A 19,947-nucleotide genomic window follows, 5' to 3' on the forward strand; every position below is an offset into this window, starting at 1 on the left:
AAGTGCGCAAATGGCCAGGCCCCGCAGGCCGCCAACAATAAACAGGAGCAGTACCGAATGATGTGGGCTATGCGCACCGGACGACGCACGATCATGGTCGCGGTGAAGGGTATCGTTCTCGCAGCGACTGTCGGCCACGCGCACGCACAGCCGACACAACCCGTAGACGACGCGAACGTGACGGACGCCATGCCTCTCAGCGCGTTGCCGGCGATCACCGTGAAGGATGTACGAGAGGGATCGTCGGTCGGACTCGTCGGCAAGCGCACAATCACTGGCACAAAAACCGATACGCCGATCACAGAGATTCCTCAAACCGTCAACATCGTCACCGCACAGCAGATGGAGATGACCGGCGCGACCGACATCAATCAGGCGCTGCGCTACGTACCTGGTTTTTCATCGTTCGGGTCGGACGGCCGCACCGACTGGTATGCGGCATTGCGCGGCTTTACGCCGACGCTGTTCGTCGATGGGTTGCAAACGCCTAATACCGCAACACTCGCGAACTGGCGTGTCGATCCTTATATGATCGAGAGCCTCACCGTGCTACGCGGGCCGACGTCGGTGGTATATGGAGCCGGCGACCCCGGCGCGATCGTCGATGCACAGACGCGGCAGGCTGACGGCGAGCGCATCCGCGAGATCGGCGTGCAGATCGGTAATTACGCACGCAAGCAGACGATGATCGACGTCGGCGATACGCTCGACGCCGACGGCAAGTACGCGTATCGCTTTCTCGGCGTTGCACGCGACGGCAATGCGCTGACCGGCCCGAACGCGGACCAGCGCGTCGCGCTCGCACCGTCGTTTCGCTGGCGGCCAGACTCGAAGACATCGCTCACAGTCACTGCGACCTACCTGCAAGATCGCGGCGATATTTCATATAACTTCCTGCCCGCGCAAGGCACGGTACTGCCGAACCCTAACGGCCCGTTGTCTCAGGACATTTATATGGGCGATCCGGCATTCAACCACTATCAGAAGAAGCAGGAATCGCTCGGCTATCAGTTCTCGCACGAGCTCGATCCGATCTGGACGTTGCGCCAGAACGTGCGCTGGATGCACTTGTCGGGTGACGATGGATCTGTCTTCGGCAACGGTCTCGCGCCTCACAGCACGACCACCATGACACGTTATGCAGGCTTGTTCCAGATGAACTACAGCCGCCTGGACGTCGACAACAATGCGCAAGCGCGCTTCGCGACAGGACCGCTCGAGCACACGCTGCTACTCGGCTTCCAGTACAACAGGCAGACGACGACCGAAAGCGTGTGGCTCGCACTCGCACCCTATCTCAATCTCTACAAGCCGGCCTATACGCCGGTCACGACCGCGATCTTTTCGGGTCCGACTTCGTTCAGCCATACCGATGCGCACACAACGATGAGTACATTGGCCACCTATGCGCAGGACCAGATCAAGGCGGGCCGATGGACACTGACGCTCGGCGGCCGCGAAGACTGGGTCGATATGCGCCAGGACGACCGCGCGAACAACTCGCAGATCAAACAGAATGTCAGCGCCTTTTCGGGTCGGGTCGGTCTCACCTACGAGGGCGACTATGGACTGTCGCCCTACGCAAGTTATTCGACATCGTTTAATCCGGTCATTGGCGTGAGGATGAACGGCGGTGGCTTGCCCAAGCCGACGCGCGGCCGGCAGATCGAGGCGGGTCTGCGCTGGCGACCCGCAGGCAAAAACGTGACGTTAAGCGCAGCCGTCTATCAGATCAATCAAAGCAATGTCGTCACGCCGGCGCCGATCAATCTCGATCCGACCGGCACTTCGTTCGTGCAGACCGGCGAGGTCCGTTCGCGTGGCATCGAGTTGAACGCCGTCGGACAGATAACGCGGGAACTGTCGGTGATTGCGTCGTATGTCTATCAGGACGTGAAGAACATCAAGGCCAACGATGCGTCGCTAAACAAGTGGCCCGTGGACGTTCCACGTCCACGGCAAATGGCGTCGCTATGGACGGACTGGACATGGCATACGGGCGCGCTCGCGGGTTTCGGCATCGGCGCCGGAGTCCGTTATCAAAGCGCGCTGGCGGGCGCACCGGACAACTCGCTGACGATTGCAAGCTATACGCTTTACGACGCCGCATTGCACTACGACACTCGCGACTGGCGGCTCGCATTGAATGTGGCGAACGTATTCGACCGCCGCTATGTGAGCGGTTGCCAGTCGTATGCAGTGTGCGTGTTCGGCAACGAGCGGACCGTGCTGGCCAGTGCGAAATACAACTGGTGATGGCGATGTGAGCCATTGCAGGCTCCGAACGCTATGCCTGCAAACGTCCTCAAACCGTGACAACAATCTTCCCGAACTGCCGGTTCGACTCGAGATAACGATGAGCGTCGACGATCTGCTCGAGCGGGAAGACCTTGTCGATCACCGGCTTCAGCACGCCCGACGAAAGGCCATCGAGAACGAAGCGCTTTGCCCTTTCCAGACGCGCCGGATCGCTCACGATCAGCTTGTACTGGTAGCCATACACGGTCAGCATCTTGCCGAGGATCGCGAACAGCGGGAACGGCGTCGGTTCTGGACTCAGCGCGCCATAAGCGAACACGATGCCGCGCTCGCACAGCGCATCGGCCACTTTCTCGAACTCCGGCCCGAGCACCGGATCGAACGCGACGCGCGCGCCCGCGCCGCCGGTGATTTCGTTGACGCGCGCGACCAGATCTTCCTGCTGCGTGACGATCACGTGGTCGGCGCCCGCTTCCAGCAGCGCGTTTTTCTTCGCGTCGGTGCGGGTCGTCGCAATCGCAATGGCGCCCACGCTCTTTGCCACCTGAATCGCCGCAAGCCCTACGCTGCTCGACGACGCCGTGATGATGACCGCCTCGCCTGCACGCAATTGCGCGATGTCGACCAGTGCGCCCCACGCCGTTACATACTGCATCCACACCGCCGCGGCCTCGGTGAATCCTAGCGACGGCGGATTCTTCACCGCATGCGCCGCCGGAAAATTGCCGGTATCGCCATACGCGCCCCATCGCGTGATCGACATGGGCGGAATGATGGCGACCGCGTCGCCGACGGCGACGTTGGTCACGGACGAACCGACGGCGCTGACGACGCCGGACGCTTCATAACCGAGCCGCGCGGGAAACACGGGCGACTCCACATAGAAGCCGGAGCGGAACATGGATTCCGCTCTGTTCACGCCCAGCGCACGAATCTGCAACTGGATCTCGTCCGCGGCGGGCGGCGGCACTTCGACGTTATCGATCCGCAGCACTTCGGGACCGCCATTCTGATGAAAACGTACGACACGCGGCATGTTCGCTCTCCAACGAGTAAGTGACGAACTCACTATAATTTGAGCCGGCCGCACGATAAATGGCGCGTTCGCTCTGACTATCGAACCTAACTGTTTCTAATCATGGATCGTCTCACCAGCATGGCGGTCTTCGTCAAAGCGGCGGAAACGGGCTCGTTCGCCGCGGCCGGCGCGGCGCTCGGCATGACATCGCAGGCCGTCGGCAAGCATGTGCGGCTGCTCGAGGAGCGCTATCGCATGCAGCTCATCAATCGTACGACGCGCCGCCAAAGCCTCACCGAAGCCGGGCGCGCGTTTTACGAGCGCAGCAAGTCCGTGCTCGCCGAGATGGAAGCGGCGGAGGCGCTGGCCGCGAACCTGCAGGCCGCGCCGCGCGGCAAGCTGCGCATCAATGCACCGGTGAGCTTCGGCGCGCACAGCCTCGTGCCGACGCTCGCGCAATACATGCGGCAACATCCCGAAGTCAGTGTTGACCTGACGCTGAGCGACCGGCTGATCGACGTAATCGACGAAGGCTATGACGCGGTCGTGCGCATCGCGCCGATCGCCGATTCGAGGCTGATTGCGCGGCCGATCGGTCCTTATCGACTGACGATCTGCGCGTCGCCCGCGTATCTGGCTGAGCGCGGCACGCCTCTACGCCCTGAAGATCTGACGCAGCATGAGTGCCCCGGATTCTCTTACTGGGGCCGCGGGCCGTTACGTGAATGGCACCTGGTCGGGCCCGACGGCCGGCATGTGGTGCCGGTCAGCAGCCGCTTCTCGATCAACAACGGCCAGGCGCTGCGCAATGCCGCGGTCGAAGGCGCGGGCATCATCCTGCAACCGTGCGACATGCTGCGCGACGATCTCGCTGCGGGGCGCCTCGTGCGCGTGCTGCCGGACTACGAACCGCCGCCGCTGCCGATCCATCTACTGTTTGCGCCCGACCGCCGGCCCACGCCGAAGCTGCGCAGCTTCATCGACTTCGTCGTGGCGCGCTTCGGCGAGGGATAGATCGGTCGACGCAAGTAGCGGCCACTCTATTTCTTTCCGTCGATGACCGCCACCACTTCCTCGCGCGTGTACTCCTTGTTCGCGAGCGCGCCAGGCGGCGTCTTCGCCAGCACCGCGTCGAGTTCGTCGGGCTTCACTTCGAGCACCGGCATGCGAATGTCATGCGGCACTTTCTTGCCCGCGAGAATCTGCTGCGTCACCCAGAATGCGAACGACGACGCGCCGGGCGGAATGGTCACCGACATCGTTTCGTAGCCGCTCTTTTTCTGATCGGCCCACCACGCAAGTTCTTCCTGGCGGTTGCCAAGAATGATGATCGGCGTCGGCCGTCCGGCCGCCTTGATCGCCTGCGCCGCGCCGAAACCGTCGCCGCCTTGTGTGAGCACGCCGTCGATCTTGGGCAACGTCGGCAACACACCCGCAACCTGCTTTTGCGCGACCGTCTGCGTCCAGTCGCCATGCACCGAACCGACCACCTTCAGGCCCGGATACTTCTTCAGTTCGTCGACCATGCCCTGATGAATCTCGTCGTCGACGGAGACACCCGCGAGCCCGCGAATCTCGAGCAGGTTGCCCTTGCCGTTCAGACGCTTCGCCAGATAGTCGACCTGCATGCGGCCCATGCCCTGAAAATCGACGGCGATGCGATAAGCGCACGGCTCGGTCGCGATGCCGTCGAACGAGACGACCGTCACGCCCGCGCCGCACGCCTGCTTGATGACGCCGTTGAGCGCCGTGGGCGACACGGAATCGACCGCGATCGCCTTGAAGCCCTGGAGTATCAGGTTCTGGATCTGCTGGACCTGCTCGGTCGCCTGGCTTTCCGCCGTGGTGAAGCTCGGCGCGGCCGCGACGATCTTTTGCTTGACTGCCGGGTCCGCGATGTTGGACCAGCTCTTGAGCATCTGCTGACGCCAGCTATTGCCCGCGTAGTTATTCGACAGCGCAATTTTCATCGAAGAGGTATCGCCCGTCGCGACCTGCGCCGATGCGCCCGCGGATGCAGCCACGCATATCGCGGCCATGCACAGCGAGAGAGCCAGTTTTTTTATCTGCACGTCTTGTCTCCTATCGAGTATTCGATGTATTTGAAGTATTCGGGCGCTTCAGCGGCCCGCGCCGCGCACGCCCACATGAAGCGAATAGATGGAAGCCGTCGCGGCGATGAACAGGCAATTGCGATTCAATCCGCCGAAGGTCAGATTGGCTACGACTTCGGGTATCAGGATCTTGCCGAGCAGCGCGCCATTGGGCGCGTAGCAATGCACGCCGTCTTCGGCGCTGGTCCAGACGTTGCCGTGCTCGTCGATGCGCATACCGTCTGGAACGCCACTTTGCATCTCCGCAAAAACACGCCCGTTGCGCAGACCGCCTTCGCTCGTCACGTCGAATACGCGGATATGGCGCGGCGCGTTGTCGTCGTGCGAAGCAGCGGAATCGGCGATATAAAGTTTGCTCTCGTCCGGCGAGAACGCGAGGCCGTTCGGCTTCGCGAAGTCGTCGCAGACCAGTTCCACCTGCGCGCTGCCGGCGCCGATGCGATAGACGTTGCAGCGGCCGATCTCGCTGTCGGCGCGATAACCTTCGTAGTCGCTCAGAATGCCGTAGTCAGGATCGGTGAACCAGATGTCACCTTTGGAATCCACGACTACATCGTTCGGAGAATTGAGGCGCTTGCCTTCGAAGTGCGACGCCAGCACGGTCACGCTGCCGTCGTGTTCGGTGCGCGTCACGCGTCGCGTGCCGTGCTCGCAGGTCACGAGCCGTCCCTCGCGGTCACGCGTGTTGCCATTGCTGTAGTTGGACGGCGCGCGATAAACGCCTACGCCCATCCCCGGCGCCCAACGCATCATGCGGTTGTTCGGTATGTCGCTCCAGATAAGCAGGTCTGTCGCCGGGAAATAGACCGGACCTTCGGCCCACAGGCATTCGTTCGTGAGACGCGTCAGAAAGGCGTTGGGCTGAAGCAGCAGCCTGAAACGCGGATCGTGTACTTCGAAGTCAGTGCTTTTCATGTCTCCTTGCCCTTCTCTATTTGCTATTACTGCGGGCTTCAATTGCAACGCTTATTGCAAAGCCTATCGCAGCACTTTTCCGCCCGCCGCCACGGTCACCGAAATGATCAACACGCCATACACGATGGAGCGCACGCCCGCATCCGCGCCCACCGCATTGAGCGCCGCGTTCGTGAGAAAGAGGAACATGGACGCGCCCCATACGCCGACGATGGTCGCCTTGCCGCCCGTCACCAGCGTGCCGCCGATCACGACCACGGCAATCGAAATCAGCATGTACTCCACGCCCATGTCGAGCGACGCGCCGCCGGATATGGCCGCGAGCAGCAACGCGGTGAGCGACGCGATCATCGACGACAGCACATAAGCGAAGCACCGCGTGCGATGCACGTTGACGCCCGCGAGCCATGCGGCCCGCGCGTTCTGGCCGATAGCGGAAAGCCTGCGGCCATACACGGCGCGATGCAGCAGCACCGCGAGCGCAATCGACAACGCGAGCGCGAGCAGCGCGATATACGGAATCTGCAAAACGCGGCCCGTCGCGAAAGCGCCGAGCGCGGGCGGTGGCGGCGGCAACTGGCGGCCTTGCGTGATCGCAATCGACTGAATGATGAAGCTCGACGACAGCGTCGCGATGATCGGCGGGATGCGCAAAAGGCGAATCAGCATGTAGTTGGCGACGCCGACAACGACGCCCACGCCCAGCACCGCGGCCACGCCCAACGCGATGTATCCGTTCGAGCTGCGCATCACATGCATGCCGATCACGCCGGCAAGCGCGATGGTCGACGGCACCGACAGGTCGATGTTGCCGACGCCCGATGTGATGACGAGCATCTGCCCGAGACCGACGAGCACCATGAAGACGCCGTAGGTCAGCGCCGTCTGCGCGACATTACTTGCGATGCCGAAGCCGAACACGCCGACAATGCCGAACCACACCAGCACCGTGCCGACGAACGACCAGGCCCACGGCGCCTGAATACTTTTGAGCCGCGCCCAGGCGCTGTCCTGAGAAGCGATCGGCTCGCTGGAAATTTGCGTTTTCACCGGCGTTCTCCGCGTTGCAGCAGCACGCGCAACGACAACACGACGATCAGAATCGCTCCCTGCATGCCGACCTGCCAATCCGCCGAGATGTTGAGGAAAGCGAGGAACGACGCGGCAAGCGTCAGCGTGATCGCACCGAGCACCGCGCCGACTACCGACACACGGCCGCCGATGAATTCACCGCCGCCGAGTATCACCGCCGCAATCGACAGCAACGTATAGCGCAGCGCGAGATTGGCGTCGGCGGAAGTCGTCAGGCCGAGCAGCGAGAGCCCCGACAGCACCCCGAACACGCCCGCCACGCCGTAGAGCGTCGCCTTACTGCGCACGAGCGACCAGCCGAAGCGGCGCATCGCGCGCGGATTGCCGCCCGCGCCGCGAACCCGCACGCCCGCCGACGAGCGCATCAGCAGCAGGTGTCCGACGATCGCGATCAGCACCGACCACACGATCGGCGCGGCGATCAGCGGCGTCTGGTAGCCCATTGCCGTGCCGAGCCACTCGGGACTCGTGCCGCCAGGCGACGGCAGCAGCACGATGGCGAGCCCGCTCCATACGAACGAAAGACCAAGCGTTACGACGATGGACGGAATCTGCCGCAACTCGATCAGCGCGCCGACGGCCGCATACGCGAGCACGCAACCGGCTAAAGCCAGCGCGCCGAGCCACGGTTGCTTCACCAGCAGCGTCGCGCCGATGCACGCGACAAGACTCACGAACGGGCCAATCGACAGATCCAGATCGTTGACGGTGATGATCGCGAGCTGCGCGAGCGTCGCGAGCACGATCGGCACGGCGAGATTCAGCAGCAGGCTGGAGCCGAAGTAGCTCATCACGGTCGGCTGCATGATGGCGATCGGCACCAGCACCGCGACCAGCGAAATGGCGGGAAGCATCGCGCGCAAACGCGCCTGCGTATTAGCGAATGTCATGCTGCCTGATCCTCGAAGCTCGCCGCGAGCAGCGCCTCTTCCGTGCATTCGTCGGCGTGAAGCACGCGCGTAACGGCGGCGGAGCGGAACACGTAAGTGCGATCGCAGTGCGAGAGTTCTTCGTTTTCCGTCGTGTACCAGATGAAGGTGCGGCCCTTCGCGGCTTCTTCGTGTACGAGTTGATAGATGTCGCGCTTGGTGCCGACATCGACGCCGCGCGTGGGATCGTCCATCAGAATGAGTTCGGCGTCGCACGCAAGCGCGCGCGCGAACAGAACCTTTTGCTGATTGCCGCCCGAGAGCGAAAGAATGCCCGCGTTCATCGACGCGCCGCGTATGCCGATCTTCGCGCGCCACGCTTCGACGAGTTCGCGCGCCGCGGCGAAATCGACGAGACCGCGCTTGCGTTTTGCGCCGCCGAGCAGCCAGCGCAGATCGAGATTCTGCGCGATCGACCAGACGGGAAATACGCCGTCACGTCCGCGATCGCCCGCGACGAATGCGACCTTCGTGCGGGCCGCGCCGTGACGTGTCGCGGCATCGTAGATGGATAGCAGCGCTTCGGTCTGACCTTGGCCCGCGAGTCCCGCGAAGCCGACGATCTCGCCGCGCGACGCTTCGATTGCGGTGTGCTTCTTCACGCCGACATTCCAGCGAAAATGCGCTTGATCGCTGCGCGCATTACGCGCGCGCGCCGCGGCCGGCGACTTGTCGGCTTCGAGATGCTGGCCCATCGCCTGAATGATCGACGCGCGGCTCGACTGCGCGCGCGGCAGCACGCCGACGATGCCGCCGTCGCGCATCACCATCACGCGGTCCGCCACGCGCTCTATTTCGCCGAGCATGTGCGTGATGAGCAGACACGTAATGCCGCGCTCGGCAGCCGCGCGCCGCACGAAGGCGAGCAACTGCTCGGCGGTATGAGCGTCGAGCGAGGAAGTCGGCTCGTCGAGAATCACGAGACGCACGGGCGTATCAGTGACCGTGAAAGCGCGCGCGATCTCCACCATCTGCTGCTGCGTGAGCGTGAGATCGGAGACGAGTTCGCCGCCCTTCAGGCCGTGGTCAGGAAAGATTTCATCGAGCCTCTCGCGCATCAGCGCGGTGGCCTTGCGTCGCCAGCCGCGTCCATGCAAATGCGGATGCACGACGGTCATGTTCTCGGCCACGGTCAGATTCGCGCACAACGAGAGTTCCTGAAACACGCAGCGCACGCCCGCATTTCTGGCGGCATTCGCGTCGTAATGCGGCGCGTCGTGGCCGTCCACTTCGATGCGGCCTTGCGTCGGCGCGTACACGCCCGCGAGCACCGACATCAGCGTCGATTTGCCCGCGCCGTTGTGGCCGGCAATGCCGACACATTCACCGGGCAGGAACGCGAAGTCGATGTCCGTGAGAGCGCGGACCCGCCCGAACGTCTTGCCGATGCCTTCGAAGCGGATCAGCGCGCGGCTGTCCTCCTGGCTGGATGTTGCGCCCATTCACCTGTCTCCGTGGGTGGCGTCTTCTGCGCTTACTTCTTGTCGAGCAAGGCCACGGTTTGCGGCAACGTATAGGTCACATCGGCGATGCCGCCAGGCGGAATCGCGGCGAGCTTCGCGGGCAACTCCTGTTGCGAGATGGCGAGCAGCGGCACGTTGATCGTCACTTCCTTCGGGATCTTCTTGCCAGCGAGCACTTGCTGCGCGACCCAGAATGCAAAGCTCACCGCGCCCGGCGGATTGGACAGCGAGCGCGACTGATAGCCGGCCTTCGCCTGTTCGCTCCACCATTGAAGCTCGGGATACGTGCTGCCGATAATCATCGGAGGCGCGGGCCGGTTGGCCGCCTTGAACGCCTGCGCGATGCCGAACGACATCTCGCCCTCGGTCGCGACGCCGTCCACTTGCGGCAGCGTCGGAAGAATGCCCGCGACGGCTTTCTGCGCGACGGACTGCGTCCAGTCGCCGTTGACCGATCCGACGAGCTTCATGCCCGGATGCTTCTTGAGCCCTTCGAGCACGCCTTCGTGCATGAGGTTATCGACCGAAATACCGGCCACGCCGCGCACTTCGAGAATGTTGCCCTTGCCGTTGAGCCGCGTCGCCAGATAGTCGACGCCCTGCTCGGCCCAGCCCTTGAAATCGAAGTTCACGCGATACGCGCAAGGCTCGTCGACGACGCCGTCGAACGAAACGACGACGACGCCTGCCGCGCACGCCTTCTTGATCGTGCCGTTGAGCGCAGTGGGCGACACGGCGTCGATCACGATCGCGTTATAGCCCTGCAAGATGAGGTTCTGGATTTGCTGCGCCTGCTCTGTCACCTGGTTTTCGGCGGTGGTGAAGGCCGGCGCGGCGGCGACTTTCTTGTCGGCGACCGCCTGCTGCGAGACGGCGTTCCAGCTTTTGAGCATCGACTGCCGCCACGCGTTGCCCGCGAAGCTGTTCGACAGCGCGATTTTTTTCTGCGACGTATCGCCGGTTGCGACCTGCGCCTGCGCGGCGCCTCCCAACACGCACGCAACCACGGCCGCGGCGATCTTGACCTGCATTCCTTTACGGAACATCTTGTCGTCTCCTTTCATTCTGCTTGTCGGAGGCGCGACTCGACTTTGTCTACAGCACGCCTCTTGCGAACACGGCCGCTTGTGCGCGGCCGCTATACATTTCGGACAGTCTGCTTCGAACCCGTTCTGCGGTCAGGCCAATCACGGTGGCCAGGCCACCGGATCGCCGAGGCAGTATAACGACTGCCTTCGGCGCGTGCAATTCGATTTCCGTTACCGGTAACGGAATTGGCCGTCGGTATAAATGGCCACGTGGGGAAACGGCACATCGGCGCGCCGGACACCATTGCTCATCGTCCCTGTGTCGTACTCGCCGGAACGGTACGCGCTGCGGCCAGACTCTGCCGACGCAGTGCTTCTGTCGTTTCGCCGGCGCCGTCAGCGCGCCAGCCGGGCGGCAGAATCACGTAGCAAATCGCGGCCCAGACGCTGCCCGCCGACGCAACATCGCGTGCAAGACTCACCCAGTGCTCGAATTCGACGACGAGCGGATTGCGCGAGCGCGTCGGTGTCGTGAGACCGTAGCGGCACGGTTCATCGGCGCGTTCTTCGACATAGGTGCCGAACAGCCGATCGAATATGACGAGCACGCCGCCAAAGTTTGCATCGAGATAATCGACGTTCGATGCGTGATGCACGCGATGCGCCGACGGCGTATTGAACACGTGTTCGAGCCAGCCGAGTTTCGGCGTCCACGTGTTATGCAGCCAGAACTGGTAGAGCAGATTGAAGCTCAGCGTCGCGAGCACGATTTCGGGGCGTACGCCGAGCCAGACGAGCGGCGTGAAGAAGATCGCCGAGCCGGTCAGTTTGCCGGTCAAGCCGAGGCGATAGGCGGACGAAAGCGTCAACTGGTTCGGCGAGTGGTGAACCGCGTGCGTCGCCCAGAAAAAGCGGATGCGGTGCGACGCGCGGTGATACCAGTAGTAGCAGAACTCCTGTCCGATAAAGAGCACGAACAGCATCAGCGCGCTGTTGAGCGTGACCGTAAAGAGGCGGTGATCCCAGGCAAGGGCGAATATCGGCGTCGCGAGCGAAAGCGGCAGCAGCGCGAGCAGCTTGCGGCCGGCCACATCGGCGAGCGAAATCCATACTTCATACCAGTCGAAGGGCGAGGCGCTGTTTCTCTGTGCGCGGGTGAGCACGCATGCCTCGATCAGCGAGACGCCAATGATGAACACGGTAACGAAAAGCGCGATTTTTCCAGTAGTCGACATGATGGGCAGATAACGGTTGAGGTGGGACGCGTCGTCTGCGGGCAAAGCCGCTATCGCGTCGGGTGAAGCTAATGTAGTGGGCTGCCCGGCCAAAGACCACGCGTAAACCATGTCGCCAGATGTCACGAAATCGCGGCCGCGACGGCGAATCGGGCCGTGCGGCCCGGCTGCCGGCGGCCCGCCGCAGGGGTGTAACACCGCGACATCTTTTACCGGGCGATTATTTCGCGAGGTCCTCTTATAGTTCGTTCCGCTGCCACGCCGCAGTGCGTGACTAACCGAACCGGGAAGGACACCTCATGAAACTCCGTTACATCGCCGCAGCCAGCGCTGCCATGCTCATCGCGGTCAGCACCATCAGCACGCCCGCCTTCGCCGGATGGTCGGGTCATGGCACCGCCTACACGCCGCACGGCACTTACAACGGCGCACACTACGGCTCCTGCACAGGCGGCAGTTGCACGCACGCCGGCGGCGTCGAGAATCCTTATGGCGGCATCGCCACCAACACCGGCACGGTCAACCGCACCGCACCCGGCCAGTTCTCGAATTCGGGAACGGCGACGGGCCCCAACGGACGTCAGGTGCAGCACTCGGGCGACACGAGCTGCGCAGGCGGCACATGCGACCACACCGGCGCGCTGAACGGCTCGGACGGCCACAGCGCCACGACTTCGGGCAGCGTGACACGCAACGCGCCGGGTCAGTATTCGTCGTCGGGCACGGTTACCGGCGCGAACGGCAATACGACCAGTCACACGGCATCGACGGACTGCGCCGGTTCAACCTGCAATCGTTCGGGGACGGTGACGGGCTCCGATGGTGGAACCGTCAACCATTCAGGCAGCGCGACACGCGTGGCGCCCGGCGTGGTGACGACGGGCGGCGGCACGACGGTCGTGCACGGCGGCACGGTGACTACGGGCGGCACGGTTACGACTGTCGGCGCGACGGTTGCCGTGGGCAGCGTACCGGTTGTCGTCGCGCCTCCGCCGGTCGTGGTGGCGCCGGCTCCGGTTGTCGTCGCGCCGGTACCGGTGGTTGCTGCGCCTGCGCCTGTTGTCGTCGCGCCTGCGCCCGCTTATGTGCCCCCGCCGCCGGTCGCCTACGTGCCGCCGCCTGCACCGAAGACTGTCTACGTCGCGCCGCCCGCACCGAAGGTTGTCTACGTTGCGCCCCCGCCGCCCAAAGTCGTCTATGTCGCGCCGCCCCCGCCGCACGTCGTATTCATCGCGCCGCAGGCCCACACGCTGTATGTCGCGCCGCGTCCTGTGTATGTCGCGCCCGCGCCGCATCCCGCGGTGCTGGTGCCGGGCCACTGGGTCGGGCGCTTCTGGGTGCCGGCGCACTGGGCATAACAGCAAACGTGAGATCAATGAATCAACCCCGCCGGCCACGAGCGTCGGCGAAACCACGGAGTAGATGATGAAAAAGATGATCGCAGTGCTTCTCTTGTGTATTGTTTCTGCAGTGGCTTCGGCTCAAAGCGCACTGCCACCCGCCGATGCCCCGCGCGGCGAACGTGCGATGCAGCAATTGCAGGCCCGCTTTGCCCGAGCGAACACGACGGGCGACGGCAAGCTGACGCGCGAGCAGGCGACAGCCGGCATGCCGATGGTCGCGAAACACTTCGACGAAATCGACACGCAGCACGCCGGTTATGTCACGCTGCCGCAAATCGAGGCGCTCATGCAGCAGAAAGCAATGGCACGCTGAAAGGCAACGAGGCTGGGAGACGCGTCATGGATCAGGCGAACAGGATCATCGTGCTGGACGACGAAGCCGAGTTGCGCAACATGCTGCAACGGTTTCTGACCGGGCACGGGTTCCATGTGCGCGTCGTCGCCGACGGCAAGCAGCTCGACCGCTACCTGCAGCGCGAACCGTACGACCTGCTCGTGCTCGACCTGATGATGGAACCGGAAGACGGGCTGACGATATGCCGGCGGCTGCGCGCCGAAGGACAGACGCTGCCCATCCTCATGCTGACCGCGAAAGGCGATCCCGTCGACCGCGTGGTCGGCCTCGAAACCGGCGCCGACGACTACCTCGCGAAACCGTTTCTCCCCGATGAACTGGTCGCGCGAATCCGCGCTCTGCTGCGTCGCCAGAAAATGGCCGCGGGCGTACCGACCGTGACTTCACAAACGCTGCGCTTCGGCGAATACGAGTTCGATGTCGGCAAGCAAACGCTGCTGCATCGTGGCGAGCCGGTCGACGTGCACTCCGCGCAGATGTTGCTGCTGCACGCGCTCGGGTCGTCGCCGAACCGGCCGGTGAGCCGCGAGAATCTGCTTGCGCGGGCGCGCGGCCGCGACCACGACGCGCTCGATCGCAGCATCGACGTGCAGATTTTGCGGCTGCGTCAGATCGTCGAAGACGATCCGTCGAAACCGCGCTTCATCAAGACCGTGTGGGGTGTCGGCTACATGCTCGTTGCAGGCATCGACTCGTGAGCATCGCAACGCGTTCAAAGCGGCGCGGCAGATGGCTGCCGCGTTCGCTGCTGACGCGCAATATCGTTCTGCTGGTAGCACTCGTTGCACTGACGCAGGCATGCTCGTTCGCGGTGCTGCTGCATTTCGTGCAGCGTCCGCGCATCGACCGCGCCGCGATCATCTTCGCCGATTACGTCAAGACGCTCGATGGCGTGCTCGCCGCGATGCCGCCCGACCAGGGCCGCGCCGCGGCCGCGCGCCTCGATGCGCAGACAGCGGCGCCCGAACCCGATGGCGTCAAAGCGCAGCGCAGCCTGCCGCGCCTGTTCGGCACATGGCAACTCGATGTCTTCCTTCGCGCGCTGCAGCATCATCTACCGCCGGACATGCCGGTGCGCTGGCAAACTGGCAACGGCGACGGCGGCGAGCGGCTCTGGATTCGCGTGCACGTCGCCGGCGCGCCAAGCTGGATCGCGCTGCCGATGACAGAAGACGCGCAGGCGAGCGGCATCACCACGACGCTGATACTTTCCGTGGGCCTCGCGTTGCTGGCCGCGCTGACGGGTTATCTGATCCAGTTGCACATCAACCGGCCGCTCAAAGATCTCGCTCGCGCCGCGCGGCACGTGAGCGCGGGCGAAGCGCCCGTCGTGCTGCCAACCGACGGTCCGACGGAAATCGCCCAGGTCAGCGGCGCGTTCAACCAGATGACCGAGGCATTGCAGCAGGCCGAAGCAACGCGCGCGCTGATGCTCGCGGGCGTATCGCACGACATCCGCACGCCGCTCACCAAGCTGCGTCTCGCGATGGCGATGGCGATTCCGCGCGGCACAGACGACACCTTCGTCGCATCGGCGGAAAGCTATCTCGACCACATCGACACGATTCTCCAGCAGTTCATGGACTACGCCGGCAGCGGCGAGCGCGAGCCGCCGCGGCAGGGCGATCTCAACGCGCTCATCGGTCAGCTCGCCGCGGATTTTGCGGGGCTCGGACACGAGTTCGAACTGTTGCTCGGCGAAGTCCCCGGGTTCGCGTACCGGCCCGTGAGCCTCATGCGGCTTTTGATGAATCTGATGCACAACGCGATTGCGTATGGACGTACGGGCCTCGCCGTGCGCACATGGACCGAAGGCGATGCTGCGTGTGTCGCCGTCTGCGATCGCGGCAGCGGAATCGACGCCGCAGAAATGGAAAAACTCAAGACGCCGTTCAGCCGCGGTACGAACGCACGGACGCATTCGGGCGGCACAGGTCTCGGGCTTGCGATCGTCGAGCGCATCGCGCGTCTGCATGGCGGCTCGCTGCAGTTTCGTGCGCGTGAAGGCGGCGGTCTCGAGGCGCTCGTCACGTTGCCGCTGAACCGGCATTCTTCATAAGCAAGGCGGGCCTACTCCGGCCCCGCGCGAACGATCCTGGCGAACGGTCCTGGCGACATCGCGCGACACAATTGCTGAATGGTGTGCGGAGCCGCTTCCTCCCATACTCACGTCTACGTGCTGCGGCACACCTCCCGACATTACCGGCGCCACGGTGCCACGACAGGATCGATATGCATACCTCACTCAAATCATTCGTTGGCAACGCTAAACGTGTAGCAGGCTCCGCACTCGTCGCAGGGGCGCTGCTTCTGACCGGCTGCGCTTCGGGCATCGCCGCCACGACGCAGACCAGCGCCGTCCCGCATGTTCGCGCCGACGTCATCTACGTGTATTCGTTCGGCGCCACGCCCGACCAGGTGAAATCGGACAGCGGCGGCATCGCGCAGAAACTCGGAGCGGCGATGACGGGCGAATCGTCGGAGCAAAAGCAGCTTCAGACCGCGAGCGATACTCGTGAACAGGTCGCCGACGAAATCGTGCGCGAACTGCAAACGCTCGGACTGCGCGCGGTCCGCGTCGACGGTCCTGCACCGATGAACGAAAACGCGCTCGTCGTTGAAGGCAGCTTCCAGACAATCGACGAAGGCAAGCGCCGCCGTCGCGTGCTGATCGGGCTTGGCGCCGGCAAGAGCGAAGTGAGCGCGTCGATCCAGATCCTGTACAAGCCGGCCGCCGGCACGCCGATCGAACTGCAAAGCTTTTCCGCCAACGCCGATAGCGGTCACATGCCCGGCATCGCGGAAACCGCTGGCGTCGGCGCCGCTGCTGCGCATGTTGCAACCGCAGCGGCGACAGGCACGGCGCTGCATGGCGCGTCCGAGGCGAAACAGGGCGGCATGAGCGGCGACGCGAAAAAGCTCGGCGATTCGATCGCGAAGCAGATAGCGGCGGTAAGCACGGCCAACGGATGGATGTCGGCCACACATATCGACTGAGGGCAGTCTCCTACAACCGCGCCGCCGCATCCCGCAACGCCGTCCTCAACCCTTCCTCGACGACCGGATGATAGAAAGGCATCCTGAGCATATCGTCGACCGTGACCTTCATCTGCAAGCTCCACGCGAGCAGATGACCGATGTGTTCCGCGGCCGGGCCGAACCATTCCGCGCCGACAAAGCGCCGCGTCGCGCGATCGATGTACACCCTCGCCCGTCCGTGATTCTTCAGCATGACGCGGCTGCGCCCCTGGTCTTCGAAGCTGACTTCGCCCGCCACGAAACTATCCGGCGCGAGATCGCGATGCCGTGCCCCGACCATCGCGATCTGCGGATCGGAGAAAACGATGGCGAGCGGCGCGCGCCTCACCAGCGGCACGACATCGGGATAAAGCGCGGCATTGCGTCCGGCGGCGCGGCCTTCGTCGGCGGCTTCGTGCAGGAGCGGCAGAATCCCGTTCGCGTCGCCCGCAATGAAGACCGGATGGGCGCCCACTTGCAGCGTGTCGCGGTCGAAGCGCGGCACGCCGTGCGCATCCAGTTCGAGCGATGTGTTTTCGAGGCCGAGTTGCGCAACGTTCGGGCGTCGGCCGGTCGCTGCGAGCACGTACTCATACGTGTCCTCGACATAGCTTCCGTCGGCGCGCGCATAGCGAATCCGCACGCCGCCTTCGACTGCCGTCGCGGCTTCGAGCGTACCCTGCGGCTCGAAGTGGAACGCTGCGGCAAACGTCGCGCGCGCTTCCGCCCCGATCACGGGGTCCGTCAGCGGACCCACGCCGCCGCGCGCGCCAAACACGCTCACCTTCACACCGAGGCGAGCCAGCGCCTGACCGAGTTCCAGACCGATCACGCCCGGGCCCACCACGGCCACGCTGCGCGGCAGCGTCTGCCATGCAAACACATCGTCGTTCACGATAACGCGCTCGCCGACGCCACGAAGAATCTCGGGGACGACAGGCGTCGAACCCGTCGCGATCACCACGCTCGCCGCATGCACGAGCGTATCGCTGCCGACCTGCAACAGCCGGTCGTCGATGAAGCGCACGTGGCCGATCAGCCGGTCCGCTTCCGGCAACGCGTGCACGCCGTCCACGACGAAGCCGACAAAGCGGTCACGCTCGCTGCGCACGCGCTGCATGACCGCCTCGCCGTCTATCCGCACTCCATCGACACGAACGCCAAACGGTTCCGCGTGGCTCGCGGCGTGCGCGGCTTCCGCCGCCGCGATCAGCAGCTTCGACGGCATGCACCCCACTCGCGCACACGTCGTGCCGTATTCACCGCCTTCGATGATCACGGCCTTGCGGCCTTCGGCTTTCGCGCTGCGGTAAGCCGACAGCCCGGCCGTGCCTGCGCCGATTACGGCGACGTCTGTATGAATGGTGCGCATGACAGTCTCTCCTGTCGAAATTTGAGTGCCGCAGTTGCGGGTTACTTGACTGCGGGGAAGTCGATCGTCGTGTCGTTCACGCGATTCACGAGATTCGTGAACGTGATCGACGCGATGGCCAGGTTGATTTCGATGATCTGGCGGTCCGTGTAACCGGCCGCGCGCACTGCATCGAGAGCCGCCTCGGGCACCGTGCCGCGCGTACCGACCAGCGTTTGCACAAACGTCACCAGCGCGTCGCGCTTCGCGTCGCCGGTTGCAACGCCGGCACGTACCTGCTTCATGTCGTCGCTCGACAGACCGGCCAGCTTGCCCTTCAACGTATGCGCGGCCACACAGTAGTCACAGCCCACGTGCTCGCTGACGGCCAGCTTGATGACTTCGATGTCCGCCTTGCCGAGCGTGCCGGCATCCACGGCTGCATCGAATGCGAGCGCCGCGCTGAGCGCTTCGGGGCTGTGCGTGCCGATGGTCGCGTACGCGTTGGGCACCTTGCCGACAGCCTTCTTGATCTTCGCGAACACTTCGGCGGCTGCGCCAGTTGCTTCTTCGGGGCGAATGGTGGTCAGACGGGACATGATTGACTCCTTCCTTCAGGTTGGCGGTTGAAACTGCTTAGCCATGTCGTATGGCATGGGAGTCAGTGTAGGGATGCGCGGCGAGTTCTTTAATGCCATACTTTCGCAACTTCATGCTCAAACGTCTCATATGGAACTGCTCGACCGATTGCTCTCGCTGATGCCGGTGACCGGACGGCTCGACGTACGGTGCCACTTCGGCTCGCCGTGGCGCCTCGATCATCCCGAATCGAACGAGTGGGAGTTTCCGTATCACGTGCTGTTGCGCGGCGAGGCTGTGATCGAAAGCGCTGCGGGAACGAAAGGCGAACCGGCGCTGCGCATGAAAGCCGGCGACATCGTGCTGTTTCCGTCGGGCAGCGCTCATACGTTGCACGACGGCAGCGGCAGTCCGCCGCGACCGGCGCGCGAGCAGCAGAAGGACGGATTGACCATCGTCACGAACGGCAAAGTACGCGAAGGCGCCGATGTGCTGTGCGGGCGCTTCGTGCTGCCGGCCGTGCCGCAGCAACTGATGCGCGATCATCTGCCGGGCCGTTTGCTGGTGAGCAGCGTGAACGCGGACACGGGCGACGGAGCGGCGCGCGACGCCGCGTTCGCAGCAAGCCGGCTTGCGCGCGTCATCGAATTAATGCGTGAGGAAGCGTTCGAGCAGCAGCCGGGCAGCGCGACGGTCGTGAATCAGCTTTCGGGCGCTTTGTTTGCGCTGACCCTGCGCTGCGCGTCCACTACCGACGAAGCGCCGCGCGGCCTGCTTGCGCTTGCGCAGCGTCAGCGCCTGCAACCGGCTCTTGCGGCCATGTTCGACGAACCGGGGAAGCCGTGGACGCTGCCGACGCTCGCCGAACTCTGTCACATGTCGCGCGCTACGTTCGCCCGTCATTTCGACGAAGCGATCGGCCGCTCGGCGAGCGACGTGCTCACGGACATCCGCATGGCGATCGCCGGACGCAAGCTGGCGCAAACGGGCATGTCTGTCGCCGAGATCGGTGAGGCGGTGGGGTATCAATCGGAAGCCGCATTTCAGCGCGTTTTCAAACGGCAGGTCGGCATGACGCCAGCGAAGTGGCGTGCGCGTTCGTCGCGAAACGAGGTTGGAGAAGCAAGTCTGTAGAGCAAGCGAATCCGCATATCGCAAGCGCCTGGCGCAGTATTTGCATTCTGTCGC

The 19,947-nt window shown here is 63.9% G+C and carries 18 protein-coding genes; 8 read left to right on the forward strand and 10 right to left on the reverse strand.

The window, feature by feature from the left end; translation table 11 throughout:
* Window positions 1–57 precede the first annotated feature (57 nt).
* Complete coding sequence (locus P0D87_RS20725; protein WP_053859931.1) at window positions 58–2,256, forward strand: TonB-dependent siderophore receptor; 2,199 nt, start codon at window positions 58–60, stop codon at window positions 2,254–2,256.
* Between the two features lie 49 nt (window positions 2,257–2,305).
* On the opposite strand, the gene P0D87_RS20730 is transcribed toward P0D87_RS20725, so the two are convergent.
* Complete coding sequence (locus P0D87_RS20730; protein WP_053859930.1) at window positions 2,306–3,295, reverse strand: zinc-dependent alcohol dehydrogenase family protein; 990 nt, start codon at window positions 3,293–3,295, stop codon at window positions 2,306–2,308.
* Window positions 3,296–3,397: 102 nt separating this feature from the next.
* Here P0D87_RS20730 and P0D87_RS20735 point away from each other — a divergent pair, with 102 nt between their 5' ends.
* Window positions 3,398–4,291: a LysR family transcriptional regulator gene (locus tag P0D87_RS20735; RefSeq protein ID WP_053859929.1), complete on the forward strand. Its 894-nt coding sequence runs from the start codon at window positions 3,398–3,400 to the stop codon at window positions 4,289–4,291.
* A gap of 26 nt (window positions 4,292–4,317) precedes the next feature.
* Here the strand turns inward: P0D87_RS20735 and P0D87_RS20740 are convergent, their stop codons facing one another.
* The 7 genes from P0D87_RS20740 to P0D87_RS20770 form a co-directional block, all read right to left on the reverse strand.
* Window positions 4,318–5,316 (reverse strand): ABC transporter substrate-binding protein, encoded by a 999-nt coding sequence (locus tag P0D87_RS20740; protein WP_216649191.1) that lies wholly within the window; start codon window positions 5,314–5,316, stop codon window positions 4,318–4,320.
* A gap of 81 nt (window positions 5,317–5,397) precedes the next feature.
* Window positions 5,398–6,306, reverse strand: a complete 909-nt coding sequence (locus P0D87_RS20745; RefSeq protein WP_053859928.1) for an SMP-30/gluconolactonase/LRE family protein — start codon at window positions 6,304–6,306, stop codon at window positions 5,398–5,400.
* 63 nt (window positions 6,307–6,369) lie between these two features.
* The gene (locus P0D87_RS20750) at window positions 6,370–7,356 is read right to left on the reverse strand and encodes an ABC transporter permease (protein ID WP_053859927.1); all 987 of its coding nucleotides are present in this window, start codon (window positions 7,354–7,356) and stop codon (window positions 6,370–6,372) included.
* Window positions 7,353–8,288, reverse strand: a complete 936-nt coding sequence (locus tag P0D87_RS20755; RefSeq protein ID WP_006049697.1) for an ABC transporter permease — start codon at window positions 8,286–8,288, stop codon at window positions 7,353–7,355. Before P0D87_RS20755 ends, P0D87_RS20750 begins: the two co-directional genes overlap by 4 nt.
* Complete coding sequence (locus P0D87_RS20760; RefSeq protein ID WP_053859926.1) at window positions 8,285–9,769, reverse strand: sugar ABC transporter ATP-binding protein; 1,485 nt, start codon at window positions 9,767–9,769, stop codon at window positions 8,285–8,287. The genes P0D87_RS20755 and P0D87_RS20760 overlap by 4 nt, the downstream gene beginning before the upstream one ends.
* A 32-nt stretch (window positions 9,770–9,801) precedes the next feature.
* Window positions 9,802–10,836: a substrate-binding domain-containing protein gene (locus P0D87_RS20765; protein WP_053859925.1), complete on the reverse strand. Its 1,035-nt coding sequence runs from the start codon at window positions 10,834–10,836 to the stop codon at window positions 9,802–9,804.
* A gap of 290 nt (window positions 10,837–11,126) precedes the next feature.
* Entirely contained in the window at window positions 11,127–12,053 is a 927-nt protein-coding gene (locus P0D87_RS20770) for a sterol desaturase family protein (RefSeq protein WP_053860801.1), read from the reverse strand.
* Between the two features lie 299 nt (window positions 12,054–12,352).
* On the opposite strand from P0D87_RS20770, the gene P0D87_RS20775 reads away from it, so the two are divergent.
* The 5 genes from P0D87_RS20775 (at window position 12,353) to P0D87_RS20795 (ending at window position 16,808) form a co-directional block, all read left to right on the forward strand.
* Window positions 12,353–13,411, forward strand: coding sequence for a hypothetical protein (locus tag P0D87_RS20775; RefSeq protein WP_053859924.1), 1,059 nt, complete (start codon window positions 12,353–12,355; stop codon window positions 13,409–13,411).
* 67 nt (window positions 13,412–13,478) lie between these two features.
* Window positions 13,479–13,769 (forward strand): EF-hand domain-containing protein, encoded by a 291-nt coding sequence (locus P0D87_RS20780; RefSeq protein WP_029966918.1) that lies wholly within the window; start codon window positions 13,479–13,481, stop codon window positions 13,767–13,769.
* Window positions 13,770–13,795: 26 nt separating this feature from the next.
* The gene (locus tag P0D87_RS20785; protein ID WP_053859923.1) at window positions 13,796–14,509 is read left to right on the forward strand and encodes a response regulator; all 714 of its coding nucleotides are present in this window, start codon (window positions 13,796–13,798) and stop codon (window positions 14,507–14,509) included.
* Window positions 14,506–15,870 carry an ATP-binding protein gene (locus P0D87_RS20790; protein WP_053859922.1) on the forward strand — a complete coding sequence of 455 codons (1,365 nt, stop codon included), beginning with the start codon at window positions 14,506–14,508 and terminating at the stop codon, window positions 15,868–15,870. The genes P0D87_RS20785 and P0D87_RS20790 overlap by 4 nt, the downstream gene beginning before the upstream one ends.
* A 173-nt stretch (window positions 15,871–16,043) precedes the next feature.
* Entirely contained in the window at window positions 16,044–16,808 is a 765-nt protein-coding gene (locus P0D87_RS20795; RefSeq protein ID WP_053859921.1) for a DUF4410 domain-containing protein, read from the forward strand.
* 10 nt (window positions 16,809–16,818) lie between these two features.
* On the opposite strand, the gene P0D87_RS20800 is transcribed toward P0D87_RS20795, so the two are convergent.
* On the reverse strand, window positions 16,819–18,201 hold the full coding sequence (locus tag P0D87_RS20800) for a dihydrolipoyl dehydrogenase (RefSeq protein ID WP_171800043.1): 1,383 nt from the start codon (window positions 18,199–18,201) through the stop codon (window positions 16,819–16,821).
* A 41-nt stretch (window positions 18,202–18,242) separates the two neighbouring features.
* Window positions 18,243–18,779, reverse strand: a complete 537-nt coding sequence (locus P0D87_RS20805) for a carboxymuconolactone decarboxylase family protein (RefSeq protein ID WP_006049707.1) — start codon at window positions 18,777–18,779, stop codon at window positions 18,243–18,245.
* Window positions 18,780–18,909: 130 nt separating this feature from the next.
* Here P0D87_RS20805 and P0D87_RS20810 point away from each other — a divergent pair, with 130 nt between their 5' ends.
* Window positions 18,910–19,893, forward strand: coding sequence for a cupin domain-containing protein (locus P0D87_RS20810; RefSeq protein ID WP_244231041.1), 984 nt, complete (start codon window positions 18,910–18,912; stop codon window positions 19,891–19,893).
* The last annotated feature ends 54 nt before the right edge of the window (window positions 19,894–19,947 follow it).

Origin of the sequence: Paraburkholderia sp. RL17-368-BIF-A, from assembly GCF_046054045.1 — a bacterium.
Taxonomy (GTDB): Bacteria; Pseudomonadota; Gammaproteobacteria; order Burkholderiales; family Burkholderiaceae; genus Paraburkholderia; species Paraburkholderia graminis.